Here is a 24,816-nt window from a genome sequence, read left to right as displayed (position 1 = left end):
CAACGCAATGACCAACCACACTACCTGCTGTGCTGGCAAACGTCTTCGTCGAATGCTCGCCTTACCTGTATGGCTGAGCGCCTGCTCGATCCACTCAACTGGCAGATGCTCACCCAGCCGTTGCCAATCAGGAGCGGGAAGATCTGCGGTTACAAGTGGGAGGGTATCGGCTAGCATCGGAACCGCAGGTTAACAGAGCCGCTACACGTTTACAACAGCCAAATGATCAAAGGCGGCTTAACTTAACCGCATTAGACTCTGACCCTCACTGTTTGGGGCGGGTGCGGAAGGGCTGTACAGACGCGGGGTGGCAACAGAGGATGTTGGTGGATGGATCTTTTCCGTGTTAGATTTCAGCGCGGCAAAAGCGGTGTACAACACCGCAACAAGGATTGCGACAGGACAGTTGTCGTAGTCGAAAAGCCGCTTACATCAACATATGGAAGAGAGACCCACGATGCCAGCCATCCGCTCGCGCAGCCTGCGCGCCACCGTTGCCGCCCTGTTCATTCCCGCCGTTCTTGTGGGCGCCGTCTTGCCGAGCACGGCGCTGGCGGCGCCGAGCGCTGCTGTTGCCGCCGTCAAGGCGAACAAGGCGTTCGATCTTTGGGCGGACCGGTTCGCGGAAGAGTGGGTGCGCATGAATCCGCAGCTGGCGACCATGACCCAGTACTTCAGCGGCGCCGAGCAGGCGAAACTGGACCGCGAGCTCACGCCGCTGACCCAGGCGCAGCGCCAGAAGGTGCTGGCGCTGGCGAAGAGCGGGCTGGCGCGCCTCGACAAGTTCAAGCCGGCTGCGCTCGACGACAGCCAGAAGATCTCGGCCGCGGTGATGCGCTGGTCGCTGCAGAACGTGGTCGCCAACGAACCCTTCGAAGACCATCACTTCATCTTCTCGCAGTTCAGCGGCGTGCAGGTCGGCCTGGTCAACTTCATGACCACTACCCATCCGCTGCGCAACGCGGCCGACGTCGACAGCTACCTGGCGCGCCTGGAGCAGGTCGGCACCCGCATGGACGAGGCCCTGGGCCGCGCGCGCGGCGCCGCTGCGAAGGAATTCATTCCGCCGCGCTTCATCCTCGAACGCGCCCAGTTCCAGGTCGACCACTTCCTGAAGCCGGAAGCGGCCCAGAACGTGCTGGTCACCACGCTGCAGCAGCGCAGCGCCGAGCTGAAGGACCTGAGCCCGGAGGCGCGCGCCGCCGCCGTCGCGCGCGCGACCCGCATCGTCGAGGACAAGATCCGCCCGTCCTACGCCCGCGTGAAGGAATTCATGGCCGGGATCCACCCGCGCACCGGCGACGTGGCCGGCATCTCGCGCCTGCCGAACGGCAGCGCCGCCTATGCGCGCGCGATCGAGAACTTCACCAGCACCAAACTGAGCGCCGAGCAGATCCACGAGATCGGCCTGCGCGAAGTGGCGCGCATCGAAGGCGAGATGGACAAGCACCTGCGCTCGCTGGGCCTCGCCGAGGGCAACATCGAAACCCGCATGAAGCAGCTGGACGCGCGCTTCCAGCCGAAAGGCGAGGGCGATCCGCGTCCCGCCATCCTGGCCAGCTACGCCGACATGGTGCGCGACGCCGAGAAGCGCAGCGCTTCGCTGTTCAACCTGAAGCCGCGCGCGCCGGTCGACGTGCGCCGCGAACCGCCGCTGACCGAGCCCTCGGCCGCCGCCCACTACTCGCTGCCGGCGCCGGACGGCAGCCGTCCCGGCATCTTCTGGGTGCCGCTGCGCGGCCCGAGCTTCGACATGATCCGCATGCGCAGCCTGTCCTACCACGAGGCGGTGCCGGGCCATCACTTCCAGCTGGCGATCCAGCAGGAACTGACCGGCATCCCGAAATTCCGCAGCCAGCGCATCTTCAGCGGCGGCAGCGCGCATGCCGAGGGCTGGGCGCTGTACACCGAGCGCCTGGCGGTGGAACAGAACTGGTACGAAGGCGACGTCCCCGGCCTGCTGGGCGCACTGGGCTCGGAACTGTTCCGCGCGCGCCGCCTGGTGGTCGACACCGGCCTGCATTCGAAGGGCTGGACCCGCCAGCAGGCGATCGACTACGGCATCGGCGCCCAGGAAGTCGAGCGCTATGTCGCCTGGCCGGGCCAGGCCAACGCCTACATGATCGGCATGCTGCGCATCATCGACCTGCGCGAGAAGTCGCGCCAGGAACTGGGCGAGAAGTTCTCGCTGCCGGCCTTCCACGACCTGGTGCTGGGCGCGGGCTCGGTGCCGCTGGACGTGCTGGGCGAGCTGGTCGACCAGTGGATCGCGCGCCAGAAGAAGGCCTGACCCGCCCTCCGGCCGGATCCTACCAGGGCAGCGGAATCGGCGCCCCCGCGGCGTCGACCACCGGCACCGGCGAAACCGCCAGGATGCCGTACAGGGTCAGGTCCTCGCTGCCGGTGTTCACGATCTGGTGCAGCTCGTTCGGCTGGCACAGCAGCACCGTGCCGGCCGTGCACGGCGTCTCGATGCCGGCATGGTGCATCACGCCGTTGCCGCCGGTAAAGACAATCACTTCCTCGCAATCGTGGCGGTGCAGCGGCGTGGCCGCCCCCGGACCCAGCGACTGCTGCCATACCTCGAACGCATGGATCCCGCCGGCATGGGACGCCAGGGTCTGGTGCTTCAGCCCGGGCAGTTCGATGGCCGGGATCGACTTCACGTTGCGGACTTCCATGGAAACTCCTTTCGCGTTCGGGGTGGTATGGATGCATTATCCACGCCTTCCCGGCCGGCCTGTCGTGCTGCACGCGGAATGTTGCGGATAAACTGAGGTACTGCGCGATATACTGCGCGGATCATGCGCATACAGCTCTTTTCCGATCTCCATCTCGAACGCTACCCGGACTTCCGTCCCGCGATCGCCCACGACACCGACGTCGTGGTGCTGGCCGGCGACATCGGTTCCTACCAGTCCGGCTCCCGCCTCGGCGGCGACGACTTCGGCCTGGAACGCTTTTCTCCCCTGCGCCCTGATGCGCCGCGCGCCAGGGTGCTCTACCTGCCGGGCAACCACGAGTTCGACGCCTTCGAATTCGACGAAGCCTACGCGCGCCTGCGCGCCCTGTGCGACCGGCTCGGCATCGTCTGGCTCGATCGCGAGGTGGTCACGATCGACCACGTGCGCTTCGTCGGCACCACCCTGTGGAGCGACTTCGACGCGCTGGCCAGCCGCCACGACGACCTGAGCAAGCAGCTCCAGCAGCGCAACAAGGCCTTCCGCGCGGCGAACTACTACCTGAGCAAGAACACCACGCTCAAGGCCGGCGCGCCGGTGATGGCCGAGGAAATGCGCGAGATGGCGCTGGAATGCCAGGACTGGCTGCGTGCGGCGCTGGCGGCGCCGTTCGACGGCGTCACCGTCGCGGTGACGCACTTCGCACCCAGCCTGCTGAGCGCCGACCCGCGCTACGGCCTGACGCCCGGCACGGCCGGCTTCTGCAACGCGCTGGACGCGCTGTTCCCCTTCGCCGACGTCTGGATGCACGGCCACCTGCACTGCATGAACGACTACACCGTCGAGGGCAGGGAAGACGGCCGGCCCTGGTCCTGCCGCGTGGTCGCCAATCCGCTGGGCTACCTGAGCAAGGGCGAACAGGAAGCCTTCCGCGCCGACCTGGTCATCGATCTCTAGTCACGTACGCGGTGCGCCGCGGCGCAGGACAGCACGCCGGCGACCAGCAGCGCCAGCGCCGCGCCCTCGGCGGCGCTCGGCCAGCGCCCCTCCCACAGGAAGCCGTACAGCGAGGCGAACACGGTCTCGAACACGATCATCTGTCCCGTCAGGCTCAGGGGCAGTGCGCGGCTGGCGTGGTTCCACAGCGCGTTCCCGAGCACCGAGCAGAAGATGGCCACGGCGCTGACCACGGCGCCGAAGTGCAGCCAGTCGAACGCACTGTGGCCGCCGGACGCCGGGACGAAGGCCGGCACCGCCAGCAGCAGCGCCAGCAGGCCGGTCACCACCCCCACCAGCAGGTTCCACTCGTGGGCCGTGACGCCCTCCAGCCGGGCGAGCCAGCGGCTGTTCCCGACCGCGAAGACGGTCCACGAGACCAGCGCACCGACGGCGCACAGCAGGCCGGGCAGCGACGCCATCCCGATCGAGGACAGCGACTGCCAGCCGATGCAGGCCAGGCCCGCGCCGCTCAGCGCCAGCGAGGGCGCGAGCCGGCGCAGCGGCACGGCGTGGCGGTCGCGGCTGCCGACCAGGGTGACGGCGATCGGCAGCAGGCCGATCACGATCGAGGTCATGGCCACGCCGCCGCGCTGGACCGCGTTGGCCAGGAACAGGTAGTAGATGATGTTGCCGGTCAGGCTGAGCCAGAGCAGGCCGCGCCAGGCTTGCCAGTCGAGCGTGCGCCGCAGCCGCGGCCAGGCCTGCGCGACCAGCACCGCGGCGACCAGGCCATAGGCCAGGTAGCGCCCCGCGGAGAGCTGGAGGGGCTGGAAGCCGGGCGTGAGGATGGGCGCGAGGAACACCCCTCCCCAGAGCGCGCCCGCGGCGATGCCGGCGCCGACGCCGAGCCGGGTGGAAGTCAAAGCAGACATGGATCGAATCTCCTGAAAACAAGGGAGATTCTCGGCGCTGGAGGGGAAGAAATCCTGGCCGGGCCTACTGGTTTTTTGGCCTGGTCTCGCGACTTGCGCGCCGGTAGGCGGCGGGCGTGCAGTCCATGGTCCTGCGCAGCGCGCGCGTCAGGGCGCTCTGGTCGGAGAATCCGGCCGCCAGGGCGATCTCGGCCACCGTGCGCTCGGTACCGGCCAGCCATTCGCACACCCGCCTGATCCGGCACTGCAGCAGCCAGTCATGCGGGCTGGTGTCCAGCGCCTCGCGGAACAGCGCATGCAGCCGGCTCACGCTCAGGTGCGCGGCCCGGGCCATGGCCTCGGTGGTCCAGGGCAGGCCCGGCTCGGCTTCCATGCGCGCCAGCAGCGCGGCCAGGCGCGAGGCGGGCTGCGGCGCGTCCAGCGCCAGGGTGTCGAGCAGCAGCGGCATCCAGCCCTGGACCAGGGAGGGCGCGTGGCCGGGCCGGGCCGCCATGATGCCCATGAACTCGACCAGCTTGCGGGCCGCCGCGCCGAGCGGCGCGAACGGCCGCTCCAGCAGGCCTTGCCACGGTCCCTGTTCCAGGACCGCGCCGTCGATGTCGACGATGATCGAGCGGTTCGCCACCGCGCTCCACTGGGCGTGCCAGGCGCCCGCCGCGACCACCGCCCCGTGGACCGGATCGAGCCGCCCCTGCCGGCCTTCGATGTCGAGCATGACCGTGCCGCTCACCGGCAGCACCAGCTGGGCGTAGGCATGGCGGTCGCCCTCGCGCCCGCCGCCGTAGCTGCGCAGGTGAAGGTCGACGGGCGGCAGCGGCTCCACGCTGTCACTCCATCGGGCTGCAGGCGTCGGTGCCGGCCGCCATGGCCTTCAGCTTGGCCGGGTCGAGCAGGGTGACTTCGCGCTTGTCGACCTGCAGCCAGCCCTGCTTCTTGAAGCGCGACAGCAGGCGGCTGATGCTTTCGATGGTCAGGCCCAGGTAGTTGCCGATGTCTTCGCGCGACATGCGCAGCTGGAAGCTGTTGGGCGAATAGCCGCGCGTGGCGTAGCGCGCCGACAGGTTGACCAGGAAGACGGCGAAGCGCTGCTCGGCGCGCATATTGCCTAGCAGCAGCATGACGTTCTGCTCGCGCGTGATTTCCTGGCTCATGATGCGGTGGAAGTGGCGCAGCAGCGCCGGCACCTCGCCGAACAGCTCTTCCAGCCGCGCGAACGGGATCTCGCAGACTTCGCTGTCCTCGAGCGCCACCGCGTCGCAGTGGTGGTTGCCGCTGATGGCGTCCATGCCGAGCAGCTCGCCGGCCATCTGGAAGCCGGTGATCTGGGCTTCGCCGGCGGCGTTCACCTGGTAGGTCTTGAAGTGGCCGAAGCGCACCGCGTACAGGTTGCGGAACGGTTCGCCCATCTGGTACAGGCGCTCGTCGCGCACAAGGCGGCGCCGGCGGCCGATGATCTGGTCGAGCCGGTTGATGTCGGCATCCTCGAGCCCCATCGGCAGGCATAGCTGGTGCATGCTGCACGCGCCGCAGCTGGCCTTCAGCGCATGGATGCTGACGGGCGGCTCGGTCTGGAACGACACGGTCTGGATCATGGAATGGGTCCTGTTATCGATGGCAGTCCAAATTATAGACGCCCCTTTTGTGCACCCGGCGCGACAAATCGTCCTATCCTTGCCTATTCGACAGAATCTCGTTGCGTATTGATCAGCGCGGGAATAGGATGGGGAGTGGTGATATAAAAAAGACATCGGTCAAGCGTGCACACAGCAGGGCCGTGCTAGATTCGCACACACCCATCAGTACAGAGGAGCATTCATGTTCGGTCTGTCAGCCCTGGATCTTGCACGCGTCCAGTTCGCCTTCACGATGTCGGCCCATATTCTGTTTCCAGCGATCACAATTGGGATGGCCAGTTACCTGGCCGTGCTGGAACTGTGCTGGCTGCGCACCGGGCGCCAGGTCTATGTCGACCTCTACCATTTCTGGCTGAAGTTCTTCGCCGTCTGCTTCGGCATGGGGGTGGTGTCGGGCATCGTGATGGCCTACCAGATCGGCACCAACTGGAGCTACCTCTCCGAATTCGCCGGCAGCGTGATGGGGCCGCTCCTGGCCTACGAGGTCCTGACCGCCTTCTTCCTGGAAGCGGGCTTCCTGGGCGTGATGCTGTTCGGCTGGAACCGCGTCGGTCCGGGCCTGCATGTGGTCGCCACCTGCATGGTGGCCGTCGGCACCCTGATCTCGGCGACCTGGATCCTGGGCGCCAACAGCTGGATGCAGACGCCGCAGGGCTATGCCATCGAAGGCGGGCGCATGGTGCCGGTCGACTGGCTGGCGATCATCTTCAATCCTTCGTTTCCCTACCGCCTGGTGCACATGGTGCTCGCCGCCTATCTCACCACGGCGCTGATCGTCGGGGCCGCGGGCGCCTGGCACCTGCTGCGCCGGCGCGACAATCCGGCGGTGCGCAAGATGCTGTCGATGGCGATGTGGATGATCCTGCTGGTCGCGCCGATCCAGGCCGTGGTCGGCGATTTCCACGGGCTGAACACGCTCGCGCACCAGCCGGCCAAGCTGGCGGCCATGGAGGGCCACTGGGAAAACAAGCCAGGCCATGCGATCCCGCTGCTGCTGTTCGGCATCCCCGACATGGAAGAGGAGCGTACCAAGTTCGCGGTCGGCATCCCGGTCCTGGGCAGCATCATCCTGACCCACAGCCTGGACGGCCAGATCCCGGCGCTGAAGGACTTCGCGCGCGCAGACCGCCCCAATTCGCTGATCGTGTTCTGGAGCTTCCGGCTGATGGTCGGCCTGGGCAGCCTGATGATCGTGCTCGGCGCCTGGAGCCTGTGGCTGCGGCGCGGCAAGCGCATCTTCAGCACGCGGCCCTTCCTGCGCTTTGCCCTGTACATGGGCCCGGCCGGGCTGCTGGCGATCCTGGCCGGCTGGGTCACGACCGAGGTCGGGCGCCAGCCCTGGACCGTGTACGGCGTGCTGCGCACCGCCGATGCCGTCTCGCCGCACGGGGCCGTGTCGCTGGCCCTGACCCTGGTCCTGTTCGTGGTCACCTATTTCTTCGTGTTCGGGGCCGGCGCCATCTACCTGCTGCGGCTGATCCGCAAGGGGCCGCAGCATGTCGACCTGCATCGCGCGCCCCAGGGCGGGCCCGGCGAGGAGCGCACGCCGAGCCGGCCGATGTCGGCGGCCGACGTGCCGAACGACGATTCCGAAGAAGAACATCCGACGAGGAGCTGAGCATGGGGATCGACACTTCCATCATCTGGGCAGTCATCATCTTCTTCGCCGTCTTCATGTACGTGCTGCTGGACGGCTTCGACCTCGGGATCGGCATGCTGTTCCCCTTCACACCCAAGAAGCGCGACCGCGACACCATGATGAACACGGTGGCCCCGGTCTGGGACGGCAACGAGACCTGGCTGGTGCTGGGCGGGGAAGGGCTGCTGGCCGCCTTCCCGGTCGCCTACGCGATCATCCTGTCGGGGCTCTACCTGCCGCTGATCTTCATGCTGGTCGGGCTGGTGTTCCGCGGCGTGGCCTTCGAGTTCCGCTTCAAGGCCAAGGAGCATGAGCGCCACCTGTGGGACAAGGCCTTCATCGGCGGCTCGGTGGTGGCGGCCTTCTTCCAGGGGGTGTCGCTGGGCGCCTTCCTGGACGGCATCGCGGTGTCCGGGCGCAGCTATGCCGGCGGCCCGCTCGACTGGATCGCGCCGTTCCCGCTGCTGGCCGGGGTGGGCGTCATGATCGCCTACACGCTGCTGGGCGCGACCTGGCTGATCATGAAGACCGAGGGCGAGCTGCACGCGCGCATGGTCCAGGTCGCGCGGCCGTTCACCCTGCTGCTGCTGGGCGCGATCGTGGTGATCAGCATCTGGACCCCGCTGCGCGACCCGGCGGTGGCCGACCGCTGGTTCAGCTTCCCGAACATCGTGCTGCTGGCCCCGGTGCCGATACTGGTGCTGGCCTGCCTGGTGCTGATGCTGCGTTCGCTCAGCCGGAACGCCACGCGCGTGCCGTTCCGATTGCCCTTCGTGCTGGCGCTGGGGCTGATCTTCCTCGGCTATAGCGGCATGGCGATCAGCATCTGGCCGCACATCGTGCCGCCCGCGATCAGCATCTGGGAAGCCGCCTCGCCGCCGGCCAGCCAGGGCTTCGCGCTGGTGGGCACGCTGTTCATCCTGCCGATCATCCTGATGTATACGGCCTGGTCCTACTGGGTGTTCCGGGGCAAGGTCAAAGCCGACGCGGGGTACCACTGATGAACGCGCCACGGAAGGAAGCAAAACGCGGTGCGCGCGCCATCGGCCCGCGCGAATGGCTGCGCCGGATCGGCTGGATGCTGGTGCTCTGGGCGGGCGGCGTGGTGACCCTGTCGATCATGGCCTTCCTCATCCGGGTGATCATGCATGCGGCGGGGATGCGTTGATGCAGCAATTGTGCGCGGCCTATGACTTTAGAAGAATACACTTTCCAACAACCTTTGCTATCAGGAGAGCAGCACAGTGACTCAACAGAGCGCGCCTGTCAACGGTCGACCTAGCGCAGGCGCAAGATTGGCCCTGCCCCTGAGTGGCGAGGAGCAGGCCCGCGCCGACCTGTACGCATTGCTGTCAAGGCTGCTTCTGGCGCCTCCCGACGCCGGGCTGCTGGAAGCGCTTGCCGCATCCGATCCGATCCTCGCGCAAGGCGAGGACCTGGCGCTGGAACAGGCTTGGGAACAGCTCACCCTGGCCTCCGGCGTGATGGACCCGCAGGCGGTGGCCGACGAATTCGACGCGCTGTTCATCAGCATCGGCACGCCGCCCGTCAATCCCTACGCTTCGCGCTACCTGTCCGGCTTCATGAACGACGCTCCGCTGGCCGCGCTGCGCGCCGACCTGGCGCACCTGAAGCTGGCGCGCGTGGGCGGCGTGGGCGAGTTCGAGGACCACCTGGGGGCGCTGTGCGAAACCATGCGGGTCCTGATCGCGGGCGGCCCGGGTATCGCGCGCCAGCCGCTGGCGCGGCAGCAACAGTTTTTCGAGGCCCATATCGGGCCCTGGTATGCGCGTGGCGTGGCCGACATCGCGGCCGCCGAGGGCGCCAATTACTACCGGCTGGTGGCAAGGCTGGCCGGGGCCTTCCTGGCCATCGAGGCCGAGGCCTTCGTGGTAGGGGAGGAGACCGATGACTAACTATGATGAGGCAACACGCATGGACCAGCATCCGCAACTGCCGGAAGCGACCGGCACGTCAGTGACAGCGAGCGCCGCGCCGCAGGGCAAACCCGACGCCGCCCGGCGCAGCTTCCTGAAGGCGGCGCCCCTCGGGGCGCTGGCCGTGGTCGCCGGCCGTGGCCAGGCGGCCGAGGCGCCCGCACCGGCGCCGGCCCCGGCCGATCCGCAAGCCAAGCGCGGCTACCACGAAACCGACCACATCCGTCGTTACTATCAGAGCGCCGCCTACTGGTGAGCGTATAAAGGAGGAGCACATGTCCCTCGTCAAAACGACACGCGACAGCGGCCTGAAGCGTCGGCGCTTCCTGGTCGGGGCCGGCGTGGCCGTCGGCGCCGGCGCGCTGGCGCGGCACCTGCCGCTGAACGTGATCGAATCGGCCGGCGCCTCCGACCCGGTCGCCGGCGCCCCGGTGCCGACCGAGATCAAGCGCACCATCTGCACCCACTGCTCGGTGGGCTGCTCGGTGGACGCGGTGGTCGCCAACGGCGTCTGGGTGCGCCAGGAAGCGGCCTTCGATTCGCCCATCAACATGGGCGCGCACTGCGCCAAGGGCGCCTCGGTGCGCGAACACGCCTTCGGCGAGCACCGCCTGCGCTATCCGATGAAGCTGGTGGGCGGCAAGTACCAGCGCATTTCCTGGGACCAGGCGATCAACGAGATCGGCGACAAGCTGCTGCAACTGCGCCAGCAGGCGGGACCCGATGCGCTGATGCTGATCGGCAGCTCGAAGCACAACAACGAGCAGTCCTACCTGCTGCGCAAATGGGTATCGTTCTGGGGCTCGAACAACTGCGACCACCAGGCGCGCATCTGCCACTCGACCACGGTCGCGGGCGTGGCCCAGACCTTCGGCTACGGCGCGATGACGAACTCGTTCAACGACTTGCATCACAGCAAGGCGGTGATGTTCATCGGCTCCAACCCGGCCGAGGCGCACCCGATCTCGATGCTGCACTTCCTGCACGCCAAGGAACTGGGCGCGAAGATGATCGTGATCGACCCGCGCTTCACGCGCACCGCGCGCTTCGCCCACCATTACGTGCGGGTGCGCCCGGGCACCGACATCCCGCTGGTGTGGGGCATGCTGTGGCACATCTTTAACAACGGCTGGGAAGACAAGAAGTACATCGAGGAGCGCACCTACGGCATGGACGAGGTGCGCAAGGAAGTCGCGAAATGGACGCCCGACAAGGTGTCCGACGTCACCGGCGTGCCCGAGGCCTCGGTGCGCATGGCCGCCGAGATGCTGGCCAAGAACCGTCCGTCCTCGGTGGTCTGGTGCATGGGCATCACCCAGCACCACGTCGGCACCGCCAACGTGCGCGCGCTCTCGATCCTGCAGCTGGCGCTGGGCAACATCGGCGTCGCGGGCGGCGGCGCCAACATCTACCGCGGCCACGACAACGTGCAGGGCGCCACCGACGTCGGCCCGAACGGCGAGTCGCTGCCGGGCTACTACGGCCTGGCCGAGGGTGCCTGGAAGCACTTCGCCTCGGTCTGGGGCGTCGACTACAACTGGATCCTGTCGCGCTACGGCTCCAAGGAGCTGATGGAAAAGCCCGGCATCACGGTGTCGCGCTGGTTCGACGCGGTCAGCGAGAAGAACGAGTTCGTCGACCAGCCGAGCAACCTGCGCGCCGTGATCTACTGGGGCCACGCCCCCAACAGCCAGATGCGCCTGCCGGACATGAAGGCGGCGATGCAGAAGCTCGACATGCTGGTCGTGGTCGACCCGTATCCGAGCATGACGGCGGCCATGCACGGCCGCACCGACGGGGTCTACCTGCTGCCGGCGGCGACGCAGTTCGAGACCCAGGGCTCGTGCACCTCGTCGAACCGCTCGATCCAGTGGCGCGAGCGGGTCATCGCGCCCATCTTCGAGTGCAAGACCGACCACGAGATCATGTACCTGTTCGCGCGCAAGCTCGGCTTCGCCAACGAGCTGTGCAAGAACATCAAGGTCGTGCACAACGAACCGGTGATCGAGGACATCCTGCGCGAGATCAACCGTTCCTGCTGGACCATCGGCTACACCGGCTGCTCGCCGGAGCGCCTCAAGCTCCACATGGAGAACAAGCACACCTTCAACCCGACCACCATGCGCGCCGATTCCGGTCCGTGCAAGGGCGACTACTACGGACTGCCGTGGCCGTGCTGGGGCACCCCGGAACTGAAGCACCCGGGCACGCCCATCCTGTACGACCTGAACAAGAGCGTGGCCGAGGGCGGGCTGGCCTTCCGCGCCAACTGGGGCGTCGAGCACAACGGCGCGAGCCTGCTGGCGGGCGACGGTTCGACCAACAAGGACAGCCAGCTCGACACCGGCTACCCGGAATTCGACCATGTGTTCCTGAAGAAGCTGGGCTGGTGGAGCGAGCTCACGCCCCAGGAACAGGCCATGGCCGAGGGCAAGAACTGGAAGACCGACCAGTCGGGCGGCATCATCCGGGTCGTCATCTCGCACGGCTGCTCGCCCTTCGGCAATGCGCGGGCGCGCTGCAACGTCTGGAATTTCCCGGATCCGGTTCCCGTCCACCGCGAACCGCTGTCCTCGCCGCGCCGCGACCTGGTCGCCAGGTACCCGACCTACGACGACAAGGCCGCCTTCTGGCGCCTGCCGACCCTGTACAAGTCGGTGCAGGCGGTCGACTACTCGAAGGACTTCCCGCTGATCATGACCTCCGGCCGCCTGGTCGAGTACGAGGGCGGCGGCGACGAGACCCGCTCGAATCCCTGGCTCGCCGAGCTGCAGCAGAACATGTTCGTCGAGATCAATCCGCACGACGCAGTCCAGATCAAGGCCAGGGTCGGCGACTACGTCTGGGTCGAGACCCCGACCGGCGCCCGCCTGAAGATGATGGCGATGGTGACCGAGCGGGTGCCGATCGGCCTGGTCTGGATGCCCTTCCACTTCGGCGGCTGGTGGATGGGCGAGGACCAGGAGCGCAACTACCCCGAAGGCTCGGCGCCGACGGTGCGCGGCGAGGCCTGCAACACGGGCTGGACCTATGGCTACGACGCCGTGACGATGATGCAGGAAACCAAGGTATCGCTGTGCCGCGTGGTGCGCGCCTGACGAGCCGACAAGACGGAGGAGACTGGCATGGCTGCTAGGATGAAGTTCATTTGCGATACCGAGCGCTGCATCGACTGCAACGGCTGCGTTACCGCATGCAAGAACGAGCACGAAACCCCGTGGGGCGTGAACCGCCGCCGCGTGGTGACCATCAACGACGGCGTCCCGGGCGAGCGCTCGGTGTCCGTGGCCTGCATGCACTGCACCGACGCCCCTTGCCTGGCGGTGTGCCCGACCAACTGCATCTACCACACCGAGGACGGCATCGTCCTGCACAGCAAGGACCAGTGCATCGGCTGCGGCTACTGCTTCCTGGCCTGTCCGTTCGGGGCGCCGCAGTTCCCGGAAACCGGCCTGTTCAACCACCGCGGCAAGATGGACAAGTGCACCTTCTGCGCCGGCGGGCCGGAACCGGACACCTCGGAGGCCGAGTTCAAGAAGTATGGCCGCAACCGCATCGCCGAAGGCAAGCTGCCGGCCTGCGCCGAGATGTGCGGCACCAAGGCGCTGCTGGGCGGCGACGCCGAGATCATCGCCGACATCTACCGCCAGCGCGTCGAGACCCGCGGCTATGGTCCGGAACTGTGGGGCTGGAAGATCGCCTACGGCAGGCCCAAGCGCGGCGGTGAAGTGAAGGCCAAGGGCGACCTGCCGCGCGAGAACCAGGTGCCGAACGACTTCCAGAACGGCGGCGGGAGGATCCCGACATGAGACGGCTCAAGTGCTGCATCGCCGCGCTGCCGCTCATGCTGCTGGCCGGCTGCCTCGAGGTGGACCAGCATCCGGAGTGGGTGCGGGGCGAGTACGCGGGCAAGGAAGACCACCGTCCCTACCAGACCCGCTTCCACAATGACCGGCTGGCGTGGTGGGCGACGATCGCCAACCGCAACAACAGGCAGAACGAGTACAACCGGTCCAACCCTTGAGGAGGAGCCGACCATGCGAGCGAACCTGATAGCCCTGCGCGTCATCCTGCTGCTGGCGGTGGCGCTGCTGCTGCCGTCGGCCTGGGCCGGCGTGCCGAACAAGGAAGCCAAGCCCGCCTATGCGGAAGAACAGACCATGCTGCAGCTCGAGGCCGACTCGCGGGTGCGCGATCCCGGCTATGGCAGCGCCGCCTCGGGCCGGGTCCACATGGACCGCCACTTCCTCGGCCAGTACGGCAGCAACGAGGCCAACGTCATCGTCCAGCGCGGCGGCAATACCTGGCGCCACCTGCGCAACGGGCCGCTGGCCTCGATCGCCGGCACCCTGCTGCTGGTGGTGCCGCTGCTGATCTTCGTGTTCTACAAGACCGTGGGACCGGCGCGCGAGGAAGCGCGCTCCGGACGCAAGCTGCAGCGCTTCAACCGCTGGGAGCGGCAGATTCACTGGGTGACCGCCTTCGCCTTCATCGCGCTGGCCGTCACCGGCATCATCCTCCTGTTCGGCAAGAAGATCATGCTGCCGTGGATGGGGCACGACCTGTTCTCGTGGGTGGCGATCATCTCCAAGTACCTGCACAACTTCGTGGGGCCGCTGTTCATCGTCTGCACCCTGCTGATGTTCTTCACCTTCGTGCGCCGCAACTTCTTCAACCGCACCGACTGGCAATGGGTCAAGCAGGGCGGCGGCCTGGTGTCGCACAAGCACGTCCCGGCGGGCTTCTTCAATGCCGGCGAAAAGGCCTGGTTCTGGGGGGGCGTGATCCTGCTCGGCCTGATCATGTCGATCACCGGCCTGGTCCTCAACTTCGTCAACTTCGGCCAGACCCGCTACCTCATGCAGATGACGAACTACCTGCACCTCGGCGCCGCCACCCTGTTCATCGTGGCGTCGATGGGCCACATCTACATCGGCACCTGGGGCACCCCCGGCGCCTACGAGGCGATGCGCCACGGCACCGTGGACGAGGAATGGGCCAGGGCCCACCACGCCCTGTGGTACGAACAGGTGAAGGCGGGCGTCGCTCCCGGCGCCACGCCGCCCACGGGACCGGGCAGCGTGCCGCCTTCGGCGCGTCCGGAACCGGGACGACCGACGCCGGCGCGTCCGGGTCCAGCGCTGTGAGGAGGCCCATGAAACCGACCACCATCCTGATGTCCTCCTGCCTGGCGGCGCTCGCGCTGCTCGCATCCGGCTGCGACCGCGGCCGCACGCCGGCCGCCGACGGTGTCCTGCAGACCAAGTTCCCGGGCCAGGTCACGTCCGGCGGCGGCAGCAGCGGCGAGGTGCTGGCGCGCAGCGCGCGTCCCACCACCGACGCCACCTATGCCGGCGGTACGCCGGGGATCGCCGGCGGTTCCGGCGGCACCACCGGCGGCGCCGCCATGGGCGGCACGGTGCAGGAGTCCGGCCAGGGCCCGTCGAGCGGCACCACCCAGCCGGCCAGCGCCGGCCAGGCCGGCACCACGCTGCCGTCGGGCGACAACAAGACGCCGGCTGCCGGCCCGACGCCCACGGCCCCGGCCAGCAACGCTTCCCCGCAGGGGCCGGCAGCCCCGAGCAAGGAGACCAGATGATGACACCGACTACGGCAATCAAACTGGCGCTCGCGGCCGGCCTGGCGCTGGCGCAGGGCGCATGGGCGGCGCTGCCGCCGCCGTCCCCGGCCCAGAAGCAGGCCGCCGCGGCCAAGAAGGCCGAGGCCGACGCCAAGGCGGCCAAGGAAAAGGAGCTGCTGGCCGCCTCGATGGACAGGCTCAGCGCGCGCTGGCGCGCCAAGGCGCCCGGCGAGGGCTGGAAGGTGAACGCGCCGGTCGCCATCGCGGCCGCCCCCGCTGCCGCCGCGCCGGGCGCCGCGCCAGCGGGGGTGACGCCGGCCGCGGCCGGCATCCCGGCGCCGGCGCCATCCAACGCGGCGCCAGGCGGCGCGGCGGTGGCGCCGGCCACCGGCGCCGCGCCGCACAGCCCGCAGGCGCTGAACGCCGCCAACGTGCCGGTGAAGAGCGAGAAGCTGGGCACGGCGCGCCCGAGCGAGGACGTGAAGAAGGGGCCGACCAGGCCGGTGCCGGCCGGCACCCCGCCCGCCATCGAAAAGAAGGGTACGCCGGAAACGGCCAACAAGAAGTGAAGGAGGCTGGAAGCGCATGAAAATGGGAAGCATGCCGATCGCGGTGATCATGCAGCGCCGCGCCGTCCAGCACCGCTGGGCGGACGAAGCCTGGGAGGCGGTCGGGATCGTGCCCGACCGCGGCGACCTGCCGCGCCTGCAGGTGCTGAGCGAAAGCCCGGAGCGCGACTACTACCTGGTGTCGGGCCTCGAGCTCGAGCTCTACACCGACGAGAACGAGGGCTATTTCGAGAACTGCATGGCGCCCGAATCGAAGGTCTTCGTCATGTGGCGCATGGAAGAGGGCAGGGCGATGCCGGTGCGCGCCTCGGTCAGCTATGTCGAGGGCACGCGCATGTTCGATAACGGCGAATCGGCCGACGGCGTGGCGATGCCGGCCGAGATCCATGCCTGGGTGGCCGACTACCTGCGCGCCAACTACGATCCGAAGCCGCGCAAGGGACGGCAGCACGGATGAGCGGGGCACCGATGGAAGGCGAAGGCTTCTTGCGCCGCTGGTCGCGGCTGAAATCGACGGGCGGCGAGGCCGCCGCGCCGCAGGAAGCGCCGGCAGCCGCGCCGGCTGGCGCAGCGAGCCCGGCCGATCCGCTGGCGCCGGCGCCTGCCGCGCCGGTCGCGCCTGCGCCGCAACCGGCCGCGCCGCCGGACGACGGCCCGGCGCATCCGGCCCCCACGCTCGAGGATGTGGCGCAGCTGACGGCGGACTCGGATTACTCGGCCTTCGTCGCCCGGGGCGTGGACAAGAACATCCAGCGCCTCGCGCTCAGGAAGCTGTTCACCGACCCGCACTTCAACATCAAGGACGGGCTCGACATCTACATGGACGATTTCACCAAGCCTTCTCCGCTGTCCCCGGCGATGCTCGCCTCGCTCCAGCATGCGCAGGATGTCGTGGCGCGCCTGCTGGGCGACAAGGAAGAGGAGGAGAAGGACGGCGACACCGCGCAGGCAGCGCAAGAGACGCTGCCGCCACCACCACAACAAGGGAACGCATGAACATCCGACTCAATGACGGGGCGGCCACCGACCCCGTCCAGAACGAGCGCGACGCGCTCGCCCGTAGCGCCGCCATGCAGGCCGCGAACGCGATTCCCGCCTTCGAGCCCGCGGTGACGGTCGGCTACCGCTCGGCCGGCCGGACCCTGGTGGTCGGCCCGGCCGCCTCGGCCCTGCCCTGGGCCGACCGGCTGGCGGCCGCCATGCCGGTGACGGCGCTGCTGCTCGACGAAGCGCCTGGCGGCGCCGCGCGCGCCTATCCGGTCCACGGCGCCCGCAGCGTGGCCGTCGCCGGCTGGCTGGGCGCCTTCGAGGCGCGCTGGCAGGCCGCCGGCCAGCCGGTCGGGCAGGGCCGGTTCGACCTGGTGCTCGACCTGTGCGCGGCGCGCCTGATCCCCAGCCACCAGCGCCCGCACGGCTACTACGCGCCGGGCGAGGACGAGGAAGCCCGGGCCCGCGCCGCCGAGGAACTGCAGGACATGGTCGGCGACTTCGAGAAGCCGAAATACTTCAACTACAAGGAAAGGCTGTGCGCCCACAGCCGCAACGGACGCCAGGGCTGCAACGCCTGCATCGACATCTGCTCGGCCGAGGCGATCCAGGGCGACGGCGACAGGATCAAGGTCAATCCCTACCTGTGCGCGGGCTGCGGCGCCTGCGGCACCGTGTGCCCGTCCGGCGCGATCAGCTACGCCTATCCTCCCGCCGCCCTGGCTGGCAAGCGCATCCAGGCCATGCTGCGCGCCTTCCGCGAAGCGGGCGGGCGCGAACCGGTGCTGCTGCTGCACGACGGCGGACCCGGCGCCGCCATGCTCGAGGAGCTGGGCGCGGCCATGCCGGGCCGGCTGCTGCCCCTGGGCCTGCACCACATGGCCTCGACCGGGATCGATGTCTGGCTGGCGGCGCTGGCCTATGGCGCGGCCGGGGTGGCGGTACTGGCCACGGGCGAGGAAGCGCCCCAGTACGTGGCCGCGCTCGACGCGCAGATGGCGGTGGCCCAGGCCGTGCTCGATGGCCTCGGCTATGCGGGGCCGCACTTCCAGCTGCTGCATGCGGGGGCGCTGGACGAGCTGGCGCTGGCGCTGCGCCATGCGCCGCGCGGCGAGGTCCCGCTGGAACCGGCCGTGTTCCACCTGGCGGCGGACAAGCGCAACACGCTCGACTACGCGCTCGAGCACCTGTACAGGCATGCGCCCGAGCAGCCGGAACAGGTGCCGCTGCCGGCAGGCAGCCCGTTCGGCGCGCTGGCTGTCGACCGCGACGCCTGCAGCCTGTGCATGGCCTGCGTCGGCGCCTGCCCGGCATCGGCGCTGCAGGACGGGCAGGGGGCGCCGCTGCTGCGCTTCATCGAGAAGAACTGCGTGCAGTGCGGGCTGTGCGCCTCGACCTGCCCTGAAAATGCGATCACCCTGGTCCCGCGCATGTCGTTCGCGCCCAGCCGCATGCAGGCGGTGGTGCTGAACGAAACCCAGCCCTTCCACTGCATCCGCTGCAACAAGCCGTTCGGCACGCTGCGGGCGGTCGAGATCATGCTGGGACGGCTGGCCGCGCACCCGGCCTTCGCCGGCCACCTCGACCGGCTGCAGATGTGCGGCGACTGCCGCGTGATCGACATGATGGAGCCGGAAGGCGAGATGCGGGTGACCACGCTGCGGCGCAGCTGAACATGGTGTAGCCGCTGGCGCCCAATCGGTGGCAGAATGACCACGTAGGGTGGACCGCAGAGCCGTCCACCCTGCATCCACCGCAAGCGATCAGGAGACACCATGACCCCAACCCAGCGCTTCGTCCAGGCGCGTGATTTCCTCCAGCAGCACCGTACCGACTATGACACCGCCTACCGCGGCTACCAGCGGCCCCGGTTCGACAACTTCAACTGGGCGATCGACTTCTTCGACCACCAGGCCAGGAACAACCCGACCCCGGCGCTGTGGGTGGTCGAGGAAGACGGCTCCGAACGCAAGATCTCGTACGCCGACATGGCCTCGCGTTCCGACCAGGTGGCGGAATTCCTGCGCAACTGCGGGGTGAAGCGCGGCGACCGGGTGCTGCTGATGCTGCCGAACCGGGTCGAGCTGTGGGAAATCATGCTGGCCGGGATCAAGCTCGGCGCCGTGCTGGTGCCGACCACGATGCTGGTCTCGGGCGCCGACCTGGCCGACCGCCTGGAGCGCGGCCGTGTCACCCACGTGATCGCCCAGGCCACCGAAGCCCACAAGTTCGAGGCGCTGCCCGGCAACTACACGCGCATCGCGGTCGGCGGCGCGCTCGAGGGCTGGCGCGACTTCGACGACAGCCGCGACGTGCTGAGCGTGTTCGCGCCCGAGGGCGAGACCCGCGCCACCGACCCGCTGCTGCTGTACTTCACCTCCGGCACCACGGCCAAGCCCAAGCTGGTGCTGCACAGCCACCAGAGCTACCCTGTCGGCCACCTGTCGACCATGTACTGGATCGGCCTGCAGCCGGGCGACGTGCACTGGAATATCAGCTCGCCGGGCTGGGCCAAGCATGCCTGGAGCTGCCTGTTCGCGCCCTGGAACGCCGGCGCCACCGTATTCGTCTACAACTACGAGCGCTTCTCGGCCAAGGGAGCGCTCGACACCATCGTGCGCTGCGGCGTGACCTCGCTGTGCGCGCCGCCCACGGTGTGGCGCATGATGATCAAGGAAGACCTGGCCGCCTGGAAGCCGCCGCTGCGCGAACTGGTGGGGGCGGGCGAGCCGCTCAACCCGGAAGTGATCGAGCAGGTCGAGCGCGCCTGGGGCATCCGCATCCGCGACGGCTTCGGCCAGTCCGAGACCACCTGCCAGATCGGCAATTCGCCGGGCCAGCCGCTCAAGCCCGGATCGATGGGCCGCCCGCTGCCGGGCTACCGGGTCGCGCTGCTCGACATCGACGACCAGCCGGCGCGCGAAGGCGAGATCTCGGTGAAGCTCGACCCGGCCCCGGTCGGCCTGATGCTGTGCTACGAGGGCGACGAGGCCAAGACCGCCAGCGTCATGCGCGCAGGCCACTACCACACCGGCGACACCGCCACGGTCGACGACGAGGGCTACTACTTCTACGTGGGCCGCAACGACGACGTGTTCAAGTCGTCCGACTACCGCATCAGCCCGTTCGAGCTGGAGAGCGTGCTGATCGAGCACGAGAGCGTGCTGGAAGCGGCGATCGTGCCCACGCCCGATCCGCTCAAGCTGTCCGTGCCGAAGGCCTTCGTCACCCTGCGCCAGGGCGTGGAGCCGAGCCGCGAGGTGGCGGCCGCGCTGTTCGCCTTCACCCGCGAGCGGCTGGCTCCCTACCAGCGCATCCGCCGCATCGAGTTCCGCGAGCTGCCCAAGACCATCTCGGGCAAGATCCGGCGCGTCGAGCTGCGCAAGCAGGAGGCCGGCCGCGACGGGCAGAGTGCGGCGGAAGGCATCGAATTCCGCGAGGAGGATTGTCCCGGCTGAGCGTTGGCGGCCGGGCTTGTCGAGGAGAGCAGCATGCAAGTGAAAGCACATATCGTTCCCTGCCTGTGGTTCGACACCCAGGCCGAAGAGGCCGCCAACTTCTACGTGTCGGTGTTCCCGAACTCGCGCATCACCCAGGTCTCGCACTACGGCGAGGAGGGCCGCGAGGTGCACGGGATGGCGCCGGGCACGGTGCTGACCGTGGCCTTCGAACTGGATGGCCAGCCGTTCACGGCCCTGAACGGCGGCCCGGCCTTCCGCTTCAGCGAGGCGGTCTCGTTCCAGGTCAGGTGCGACACCCAGGACGAGATCGACCGCTACTGGGAAGTGCTGGGCGCGGGCGGCGACGAGGCCGCGCGCCAGTGCGGCTGGCTGAAGGACCGCTACGGCCTGTCGTGGCAGGTCATGCCGGGCGTGATGGACGAACTGATCGTCGGCCCGCGCAGCGAGCAGGTGATGGCGGCGCTGATGCCGATGAAGAAGCTCGACCTGGCCGCGCTGCTCGCCGCGGGCGGGCGGGGCGACGGGGCAGGTGTGTGAGAAAGAGTGCGGCACGGACGGGACGATTGGCTTCATAATGGAGGCATTGTGTTCACTCCAGGCGCCGCCCGCCTGCACCTGCGGCGCCGCCCACCTTTCAGCCATCGATGACCACCACCAAGCGATCCAGCAAGCCTGCTCCGGCCTATGAAGTCAGGAAGTCCCCCGTCCACGGCAATGGCGTCTTCGCCCTGCGCACCATCGAGGCGGGCGAGCGCATCATCGAATACCGCGGCGAGCGTATCAGCTGGGACGAGGCCACCGAGCGCGCCGCGAAGGCAGGCGGTCCGGTCAACCACACCTTCTATTTCAGCCTGCACGACGGGCGCGTGATCGACGGCGGCCGGCGCGGCAACGACGCGCGCTGGATCAACCATGCCTGCTCGCCCAACTGCGAGGCCTTCGAGGACGAAGGCCGGGTCTACATCCATGCGATGCGCCCCATCGAGCCGGGCGAGGAACTGAACTACAACTACGCGCTCGTATACGACGAGCGGCATACGCCGGCGCTGAAGAAGCTGTTCGCGTGCCGCTGCGGCACACCCGGCTGCACCGGCACCATGCTGGCGCCCAAGCGCCGCGCCGGCCGCAAGTCCGCCGGCGCCTGAAGGAGCCGACATGAAGCCCGTGGTGCGCAGCCTGCTGGAAACCGACCTGTACAAGTTCACCATGTGGCAGGCGCTGCTGCATAGCCACCCCGGCGCGCATGGCGAATACGAATTCCGCTGCCGCAACGAGCCGGCCTTTCCGCTGGCCGAGCTGAAGGACGAGATCGAGCGCGAACTCGATCACCTGTGCTCGATGATGTTCACCGAAGGGGAGGTCGAGTACCTGCGCGGCCTGCGCTTCATCAAGAGCGACTTCGCCGACTTCCTGACCCTGTTCCGCTTCCAGCGCAAGTTCATCCGGGTCGAGACCGAGGGCCCGCATTTGCGCATCCGCGCCGCCGGGCCGATCGTGCACGTGATGGGCTTCGAGATCTTCGTGCTCTACATCGTCAACGAGCTGTATTTCCGCCGCGTCGACCAGGCGGCGGCGCTGCAGGAGGCGCGCGCGCGGCTGGAACACAAGGTCCGCGAACTGCGCGCGTTCGGACTGGAAGCGCCGCGCGCCAACCCCTTCGAGTTCTTCGACTTCGGCGTGCGCCGCCGTTTTTCCGGCGAATGGCACGACGAGGTGGTGGCGACCCTGGCGCGCGATCTGCCGCAGTACTTCAAGGGCACCTCGAACGTCTACCTGGCGCGCAAGTACAACCTGGTGCCGATCGGGACCATGGCCCACGAATACCTGCAGGCCTACCAGGCCTTCGGCGTGCGCCTGCGCGACTTCCAGAAGATGGCGCTGGAGGGCTGGGTGCAGGAATACCGGGGCGACCTCGGCACGGCCCTGACCGACGTGGTCGGCATGGACGCCTTCCTGGCCGACTTCGACCTGTATTTCGCCAAGCTGTTCGACGGCCTGCGCCACGATTCGGGCGACCCGGTGGCGTGGGGCGAGAAGGCGCTGGCGCACTACACGAAGCTGCGCATCGACGCCCGCACCAAGCGCCTGGTGTTCTCGGACGCGCTGACGGTGCACAAGGCCCTGTCCCTGTACCGGCACTTCGCCGACCGCGTCATGACCGGCTTCGGCATCGGCACCAAGCTGACCAACGACACCCAGTTCAAGGCGCTCAACATCGTCATGAAGCTGGTGCACTGCAACGGCCAGCCGGTGGCCAAGCTGTCGGACGAGCCGGGCAAGTCGCAGTGCAACGACGCCACCTTCATCGCCTACCTGCGCCAGGTGTTCAGCCACCCCGAGCACTGAGAACCGATCCCGGCAAGAATTCGAGAGAATTCGCGCGCCGGGACACGCTATGCTCGTCGCTCACCTTTCGTTCACCAAGAGAACGCCGTGAAGCTCGCAACGGGCATCGCGATCGCCGCGCTGCTTTCCCTGTTCGCCGTCCGCGCGCAGGCGCAGGACCGCGTCCAGGCGGCCGGCGAAGCGGCCGGACGCTGGCTGGAACTGGTGGACAGCGGCAAGGCAGGCGAGAGCTGGACCGAGGCCTCGCCCTCGCTGCGCGCCGCGGTCTCGCGCGAACAGTGGGCGGCCGCGCTGGAGTCGGTGCGCAGCCCGCTCGGCCCGGTGCGCTCGCGCACCCAGCAGTCCGCTACCCTGACACGCTCGCTGCCCGGCGCACCGGCCGGCGAGTATGTCGTCATCCAGTACCGGACCAGCTTCGCGGGCGGCATCGCGATCGAAACCGTGACGCCGATGCGCGAGCCGGACGGCAGCTGGAAGGTCTCTGGATACTACGTCAAATAAGGCGCCCCGCAGGCGCCGGCTGCCAGCGGTGCCGACGCAGGCGCGGGCGCTGCAGCGGCGCTCCGGGCCGGCGGCCATGCGCTCCGCATGATCGCGCAAGTTCGCACCCGCCGGGGTAGGCAGGGCGCTCCACAAGTGTGAAAATTGACGTAATTTCTTGCGCCATCGACATGATATCGTCGCCTGCCAGGGTAACGGTAACCCATGCCGCATGTCCGTGCCTGGAGGGGTATTCCGGTCCGGAAAACAGGCGAGCGGAACCCGGCGGCCGGCGGGAAATCATGCGATAATATTTCAATAGGGCAATATATTTTGCCAGCCGCGCGCCTTCCTCCGCCCATGGGTCGAACGCATGCCGCTGGTCCGGGTGCTGGAACGAACATGCGGGAGGACGCTCATTTGAAGAAGGCATCCTGTGGGTGAAATCAGAGCATTCATGTTGATGCTTGCCATCGGCAACATCACCTATGCCATCCTGATGGCCGGTTATGCGCGGTCTGGTACCCCGGATGCTTCCATGCGAATCTGGACCTGGGCCAAGGTCATCCAGGGATGCGCCTTCTTTACCTTCTGGCTGCGCCCGGAGCTGCCCCCGGCGCTCGGCGCCTTCCTCTCCAACGGCTTGCTGATCGTGGCCGCGGTCGGGGAGCTGGCTGCGTACTCCCTGTTCATGGGCTACCAGTGGCGGCGCCGCCTGGTCGTGATCGCCGTGCTGTGCGAACTCCTGCTGGCGGCGGCGGTGCTGGGCAATGCCTCGCTGGTCAACCTGGCCGGCTTGATGTCCCTGATCGTCGCGGCGATCGCGGGCCTGAACGCCTTCTTCCTGATCGGCGCCGGGCTGACGCTGCTGCGCTTCATCATCGGCGTGCCCAACCTGTTGATCGCGCTGGGCTTCCTGTGGCGCGCCTGGGTCGGCTTCACCGAAGGCACGCTGACCGTCTTCTCTCCGGGACTGCCGCAGACGCTGCTCTACCTGGGGGCGTATTTCCTGCTGATCGTGAACGGCTTCGGCTTCCTGCTGCTGTGCAAGCAAAAGGATGAGCGACGGCTGCGCGAACTGGCGACCCGGGACGGCCTGACCGGGCTGGTCAACCGGCACGCCTTCCTGGGCGAGGCCGAACGCGCGCATTCGCTGGCCAGGCGCCTGGGCAAGCCGATGACCCTCCTGATGATGGATATCGACCATTTCAAGGGGCTGAACGACCGCTACGGGCATGCGTTCGGCGACCAGGCCTTGCGCGTCTTCGCGCGGGCGGCGCAATCCACGCTGCGCCGGCACGACGTGCTGGGCCGGCTGGGCGGCGAGGAATTCGCCGTGTTCCTGCCGGAGACGGACATCGGCGACGCCCTCGATGCGGCCGAGCGCCTGCGCCTGGCCGTCGCGGCGGCCAGGCTCGACGCCGATGGCGAAGCCTGCTCCATGACGGTCAGCATCGGGGTGGCCGAGCTGGCCGCCGACGACGTGGTGAGCATGGCGCTGCTGCGCGCCGACGCGGCGCTGTACGCGGCCAAGCGCAAGGGGCGCAACCGGGTCGAGACCGCGGCCCCGGTGCACGCGCCATCGCCAGGCGCCGGGTTCGCCGTGGCGCAGGGGTGAACCGGCGCCGCT

The 24,816-nt window shown here is 68.3% G+C and carries 27 protein-coding genes; 22 read left to right on the top strand and 5 right to left on the bottom strand.

What is annotated here, in order from left to right; genetic code table 11:
• Positions 1-177, bottom strand: a 177-nt coding sequence (locus tag H162_RS33475; protein WP_211223712.1) for a transposase domain-containing protein, incomplete at its 3' end; no start/stop codon positions are given.
• 280 nt (positions 178-457) lie between these two features.
• Between H162_RS33475 and H162_RS0122545 the strand changes: the two genes are divergently transcribed.
• A complete protein-coding gene (locus tag H162_RS0122545) occupies positions 458-2,290 on the top strand; it encodes a DUF885 domain-containing protein (RefSeq protein WP_020655758.1) in 1,833 nt (610 codons plus the stop codon).
• 19 nt (positions 2,291-2,309) lie between these two features.
• Here the strand turns inward: H162_RS0122545 and H162_RS0122540 are convergent, their stop codons facing one another.
• Entirely contained in the window at positions 2,310-2,681 is a 372-nt protein-coding gene (locus tag H162_RS0122540) for a cupin domain-containing protein (RefSeq protein WP_020655757.1), read from the bottom strand.
• Positions 2,682-2,804: 123 nt separating this feature from the next.
• Here H162_RS0122540 and H162_RS0122535 point away from each other — a divergent pair, with 123 nt between their 5' ends.
• Entirely contained in the window at positions 2,805-3,638 is an 834-nt protein-coding gene (locus H162_RS0122535) for a metallophosphoesterase (protein WP_020655756.1), read from the top strand.
• Here H162_RS0122535 and H162_RS0122530 read toward each other — a convergent pair.
• The 3 genes from H162_RS0122530 to fnr all read right to left on the bottom strand — a co-directional run bounded on the left by H162_RS0122530 (position 3,635) and on the right by fnr (position 6,144).
• On the bottom strand, positions 3,635-4,552 hold the full coding sequence (locus H162_RS0122530; RefSeq protein WP_040787942.1) for a DMT family transporter: 918 nt from the start codon (positions 4,550-4,552) through the stop codon (positions 3,635-3,637). The genes H162_RS0122535 and H162_RS0122530 overlap by 4 nt on opposite strands.
• Before the next feature lie 64 nt (positions 4,553-4,616).
• On the bottom strand, positions 4,617-5,375 hold the full coding sequence (locus H162_RS0122525; protein ID WP_020655754.1) for a helix-turn-helix transcriptional regulator: 759 nt from the start codon (positions 5,373-5,375) through the stop codon (positions 4,617-4,619).
• Positions 5,376-5,379: 4 nt separating this feature from the next.
• Positions 5,380-6,144 carry a fumarate/nitrate reduction transcriptional regulator Fnr gene (gene fnr / locus H162_RS0122520; protein ID WP_020655753.1) on the bottom strand — a complete coding sequence of 255 codons (765 nt, stop codon included), beginning with the start codon at positions 6,142-6,144 and terminating at the stop codon, positions 5,380-5,382.
• A gap of 223 nt (positions 6,145-6,367) precedes the next feature.
• Here fnr and H162_RS0122515 point away from each other — a divergent pair, with 223 nt between their 5' ends.
• The 20 genes from H162_RS0122515 (at position 6,368) to H162_RS31605 (ending at position 24,804) form a co-directional block, all read left to right on the top strand.
• Positions 6,368-7,804, top strand: a complete 1,437-nt coding sequence (locus H162_RS0122515) for a cytochrome ubiquinol oxidase subunit I (protein WP_020655752.1) — start codon at positions 6,368-6,370, stop codon at positions 7,802-7,804.
• 2 nt (positions 7,805-7,806) lie between these two features.
• Entirely contained in the window at positions 7,807-8,826 is a 1,020-nt protein-coding gene (gene cydB / locus H162_RS0122510; protein ID WP_020655751.1) for a cytochrome d ubiquinol oxidase subunit II, read from the top strand.
• Positions 8,826-8,993 carry a DUF2474 domain-containing protein gene (locus tag H162_RS33470; RefSeq protein WP_020655750.1) on the top strand — a complete coding sequence of 56 codons (168 nt, stop codon included), beginning with the start codon at positions 8,826-8,828 and terminating at the stop codon, positions 8,991-8,993. The genes cydB and H162_RS33470 overlap by 1 nt, the downstream gene beginning before the upstream one ends.
• A 127-nt stretch (positions 8,994-9,120) precedes the next feature.
• Positions 9,121-9,741: a TorD/DmsD family molecular chaperone gene (locus H162_RS31625; RefSeq protein ID WP_020655749.1), complete on the top strand. Its 621-nt coding sequence runs from the start codon at positions 9,121-9,123 to the stop codon at positions 9,739-9,741.
• Positions 9,734-10,018, top strand: a complete 285-nt coding sequence (locus H162_RS0122495) for a formate dehydrogenase (RefSeq protein ID WP_229452198.1) — start codon at positions 9,734-9,736, stop codon at positions 10,016-10,018. The genes H162_RS31625 and H162_RS0122495 overlap by 8 nt, the downstream gene beginning before the upstream one ends.
• Before the next feature lie 19 nt (positions 10,019-10,037).
• Positions 10,038-12,860 (top strand): formate dehydrogenase subunit alpha, encoded by a 2,823-nt coding sequence (locus H162_RS0122490; RefSeq protein WP_020655747.1) that lies wholly within the window; start codon positions 10,038-10,040, stop codon positions 12,858-12,860.
• Between the two features lie 27 nt (positions 12,861-12,887).
• Positions 12,888-13,571 carry a formate dehydrogenase FDH3 subunit beta gene (fdh3B, locus tag H162_RS0122485; protein ID WP_026354955.1) on the top strand — a complete coding sequence of 228 codons (684 nt, stop codon included), beginning with the start codon at positions 12,888-12,890 and terminating at the stop codon, positions 13,569-13,571.
• Positions 13,568-13,786: a hypothetical protein gene (locus H162_RS0122480; RefSeq protein ID WP_020655745.1), complete on the top strand. Its 219-nt coding sequence runs from the start codon at positions 13,568-13,570 to the stop codon at positions 13,784-13,786. The genes fdh3B and H162_RS0122480 overlap by 4 nt, the downstream gene beginning before the upstream one ends.
• A gap of 13 nt (positions 13,787-13,799) precedes the next feature.
• Positions 13,800-14,909 (top strand): formate dehydrogenase subunit gamma, encoded by a 1,110-nt coding sequence (locus H162_RS31620; RefSeq protein ID WP_084677096.1) that lies wholly within the window; start codon positions 13,800-13,802, stop codon positions 14,907-14,909.
• Between the two features lie 8 nt (positions 14,910-14,917).
• Entirely contained in the window at positions 14,918-15,361 is a 444-nt protein-coding gene (locus H162_RS0122470; RefSeq protein WP_020655744.1) for a hypothetical protein, read from the top strand.
• Positions 15,358-15,912, top strand: coding sequence for a hypothetical protein (locus H162_RS32850; RefSeq protein ID WP_020655743.1), 555 nt, complete (start codon positions 15,358-15,360; stop codon positions 15,910-15,912). The genes H162_RS0122470 and H162_RS32850 overlap by 4 nt, the downstream gene beginning before the upstream one ends.
• A gap of 16 nt (positions 15,913-15,928) precedes the next feature.
• On the top strand, positions 15,929-16,369 hold the full coding sequence (locus H162_RS0122460) for a DUF3305 domain-containing protein (RefSeq protein ID WP_051109976.1): 441 nt from the start codon (positions 15,929-15,931) through the stop codon (positions 16,367-16,369).
• Positions 16,366-16,908 carry a DUF3306 domain-containing protein gene (locus tag H162_RS31610; RefSeq protein ID WP_084677095.1) on the top strand — a complete coding sequence of 181 codons (543 nt, stop codon included), beginning with the start codon at positions 16,366-16,368 and terminating at the stop codon, positions 16,906-16,908. The genes H162_RS0122460 and H162_RS31610 overlap by 4 nt, the downstream gene beginning before the upstream one ends.
• The gene (locus H162_RS0122450; RefSeq protein WP_020655740.1) at positions 16,905-18,572 is read left to right on the top strand and encodes a 4Fe-4S binding protein; all 1,668 of its coding nucleotides are present in this window, start codon (positions 16,905-16,907) and stop codon (positions 18,570-18,572) included. The genes H162_RS31610 and H162_RS0122450 overlap by 4 nt, the downstream gene beginning before the upstream one ends.
• A gap of 102 nt (positions 18,573-18,674) precedes the next feature.
• Positions 18,675-20,357: an AMP-binding protein gene (locus H162_RS0122445; protein ID WP_020655739.1), complete on the top strand. Its 1,683-nt coding sequence runs from the start codon at positions 18,675-18,677 to the stop codon at positions 20,355-20,357.
• A 33-nt stretch (positions 20,358-20,390) separates the two neighbouring features.
• Complete coding sequence (locus tag H162_RS0122440; RefSeq protein WP_020655738.1) at positions 20,391-20,897, top strand: VOC family protein; 507 nt, start codon at positions 20,391-20,393, stop codon at positions 20,895-20,897.
• Positions 20,898-21,004: 107 nt separating this feature from the next.
• Complete coding sequence (locus H162_RS0122435; protein WP_020655737.1) at positions 21,005-21,505, top strand: SET domain-containing protein; 501 nt, start codon at positions 21,005-21,007, stop codon at positions 21,503-21,505.
• A gap of 10 nt (positions 21,506-21,515) precedes the next feature.
• Positions 21,516-22,706 (top strand): nicotinate phosphoribosyltransferase, encoded by a 1,191-nt coding sequence (pncB, locus tag H162_RS0122430; RefSeq protein ID WP_020655736.1) that lies wholly within the window; start codon positions 21,516-21,518, stop codon positions 22,704-22,706.
• Positions 22,707-22,793: 87 nt separating this feature from the next.
• On the top strand, positions 22,794-23,207 hold the full coding sequence (locus tag H162_RS0122425; protein WP_020655735.1) for a DUF4019 domain-containing protein: 414 nt from the start codon (positions 22,794-22,796) through the stop codon (positions 23,205-23,207).
• Between the two features lie 436 nt (positions 23,208-23,643).
• Positions 23,644-24,804, top strand: coding sequence for a GGDEF domain-containing protein (locus tag H162_RS31605; RefSeq protein WP_020655734.1), 1,161 nt, complete (start codon positions 23,644-23,646; stop codon positions 24,802-24,804).
• Positions 24,805-24,816 lie beyond the last annotated feature (12 nt).

Origin of the sequence: Massilia niastensis DSM 21313, assembly GCF_000382345.1 — a bacterium.
Taxonomy (GTDB): Bacteria; Pseudomonadota; Gammaproteobacteria; order Burkholderiales; family Burkholderiaceae_D; genus Telluria; species Telluria niastensis.
The sequence above is the reverse complement of the archived record's forward strand: the minus strand, read 5'-3'. Positions and strand labels throughout refer to the sequence as shown.

Excerpts from the sequence above, each read along its gene's own strand:
- H162_RS0122545 (WP_020655758.1), top strand. The coding sequence starts at position 458 with ATGCCAGCCATCCGCTCGCGCAGCCTGCGCGCCACCGTTGCCGCCCTG.
- H162_RS0122540 (WP_020655757.1), bottom strand. The coding sequence starts at position 2,681 with ATGGAAGTCCGCAACGTGAAGTCGATCCCGGCCATCGAACTGCCCGGG.
- H162_RS0122535 (WP_020655756.1), top strand. The coding sequence starts at position 2,805 with ATGCGCATACAGCTCTTTTCCGATCTCCATCTCGAACGCTACCCGGAC.
- H162_RS0122530 (WP_040787942.1), bottom strand. The coding sequence starts at position 4,552 with ATGTCTGCTTTGACTTCCACCCGGCTCGGCGTCGGCGCCGGCATCGCC.
- fnr (WP_020655753.1), bottom strand. The coding sequence starts at position 6,144 with ATGATCCAGACCGTGTCGTTCCAGACCGAGCCGCCCGTCAGCATCCAT.
- H162_RS0122515 (WP_020655752.1), top strand. The coding sequence starts at position 6,368 with ATGTTCGGTCTGTCAGCCCTGGATCTTGCACGCGTCCAGTTCGCCTTC.
- cydB (WP_020655751.1), top strand. The coding sequence starts at position 7,807 with ATGGGGATCGACACTTCCATCATCTGGGCAGTCATCATCTTCTTCGCC.
- H162_RS33470 (WP_020655750.1), top strand. The coding sequence starts at position 8,826 with ATGAACGCGCCACGGAAGGAAGCAAAACGCGGTGCGCGCGCCATCGGC.
- H162_RS0122495 (WP_229452198.1), top strand. The coding sequence starts at position 9,734 with ATGACTAACTATGATGAGGCAACACGCATGGACCAGCATCCGCAACTG.
- H162_RS0122490 (WP_020655747.1), top strand. The coding sequence starts at position 10,038 with ATGTCCCTCGTCAAAACGACACGCGACAGCGGCCTGAAGCGTCGGCGC.
- fdh3B (WP_026354955.1), top strand. The coding sequence starts at position 12,888 with ATGGCTGCTAGGATGAAGTTCATTTGCGATACCGAGCGCTGCATCGAC.
- H162_RS0122480 (WP_020655745.1), top strand. The coding sequence starts at position 13,568 with ATGAGACGGCTCAAGTGCTGCATCGCCGCGCTGCCGCTCATGCTGCTG.
- H162_RS31620 (WP_084677096.1), top strand. The coding sequence starts at position 13,800 with ATGCGAGCGAACCTGATAGCCCTGCGCGTCATCCTGCTGCTGGCGGTG.
- H162_RS0122470 (WP_020655744.1), top strand. The coding sequence starts at position 14,918 with ATGAAACCGACCACCATCCTGATGTCCTCCTGCCTGGCGGCGCTCGCG.
- H162_RS32850 (WP_020655743.1), top strand. The coding sequence starts at position 15,358 with ATGATGACACCGACTACGGCAATCAAACTGGCGCTCGCGGCCGGCCTG.
- H162_RS0122460 (WP_051109976.1), top strand. The coding sequence starts at position 15,929 with ATGAAAATGGGAAGCATGCCGATCGCGGTGATCATGCAGCGCCGCGCC.
- H162_RS31610 (WP_084677095.1), top strand. The coding sequence starts at position 16,366 with ATGAGCGGGGCACCGATGGAAGGCGAAGGCTTCTTGCGCCGCTGGTCG.
- H162_RS0122450 (WP_020655740.1), top strand. The coding sequence starts at position 16,905 with ATGAACATCCGACTCAATGACGGGGCGGCCACCGACCCCGTCCAGAAC.
- H162_RS0122445 (WP_020655739.1), top strand. The coding sequence starts at position 18,675 with ATGACCCCAACCCAGCGCTTCGTCCAGGCGCGTGATTTCCTCCAGCAG.
- H162_RS0122440 (WP_020655738.1), top strand. The coding sequence starts at position 20,391 with ATGCAAGTGAAAGCACATATCGTTCCCTGCCTGTGGTTCGACACCCAG.
- H162_RS0122435 (WP_020655737.1), top strand. The coding sequence starts at position 21,005 with ATGACCACCACCAAGCGATCCAGCAAGCCTGCTCCGGCCTATGAAGTC.
- pncB (WP_020655736.1), top strand. The coding sequence starts at position 21,516 with ATGAAGCCCGTGGTGCGCAGCCTGCTGGAAACCGACCTGTACAAGTTC.
- H162_RS31605 (WP_020655734.1), top strand. The coding sequence starts at position 23,644 with ATGTTGATGCTTGCCATCGGCAACATCACCTATGCCATCCTGATGGCC.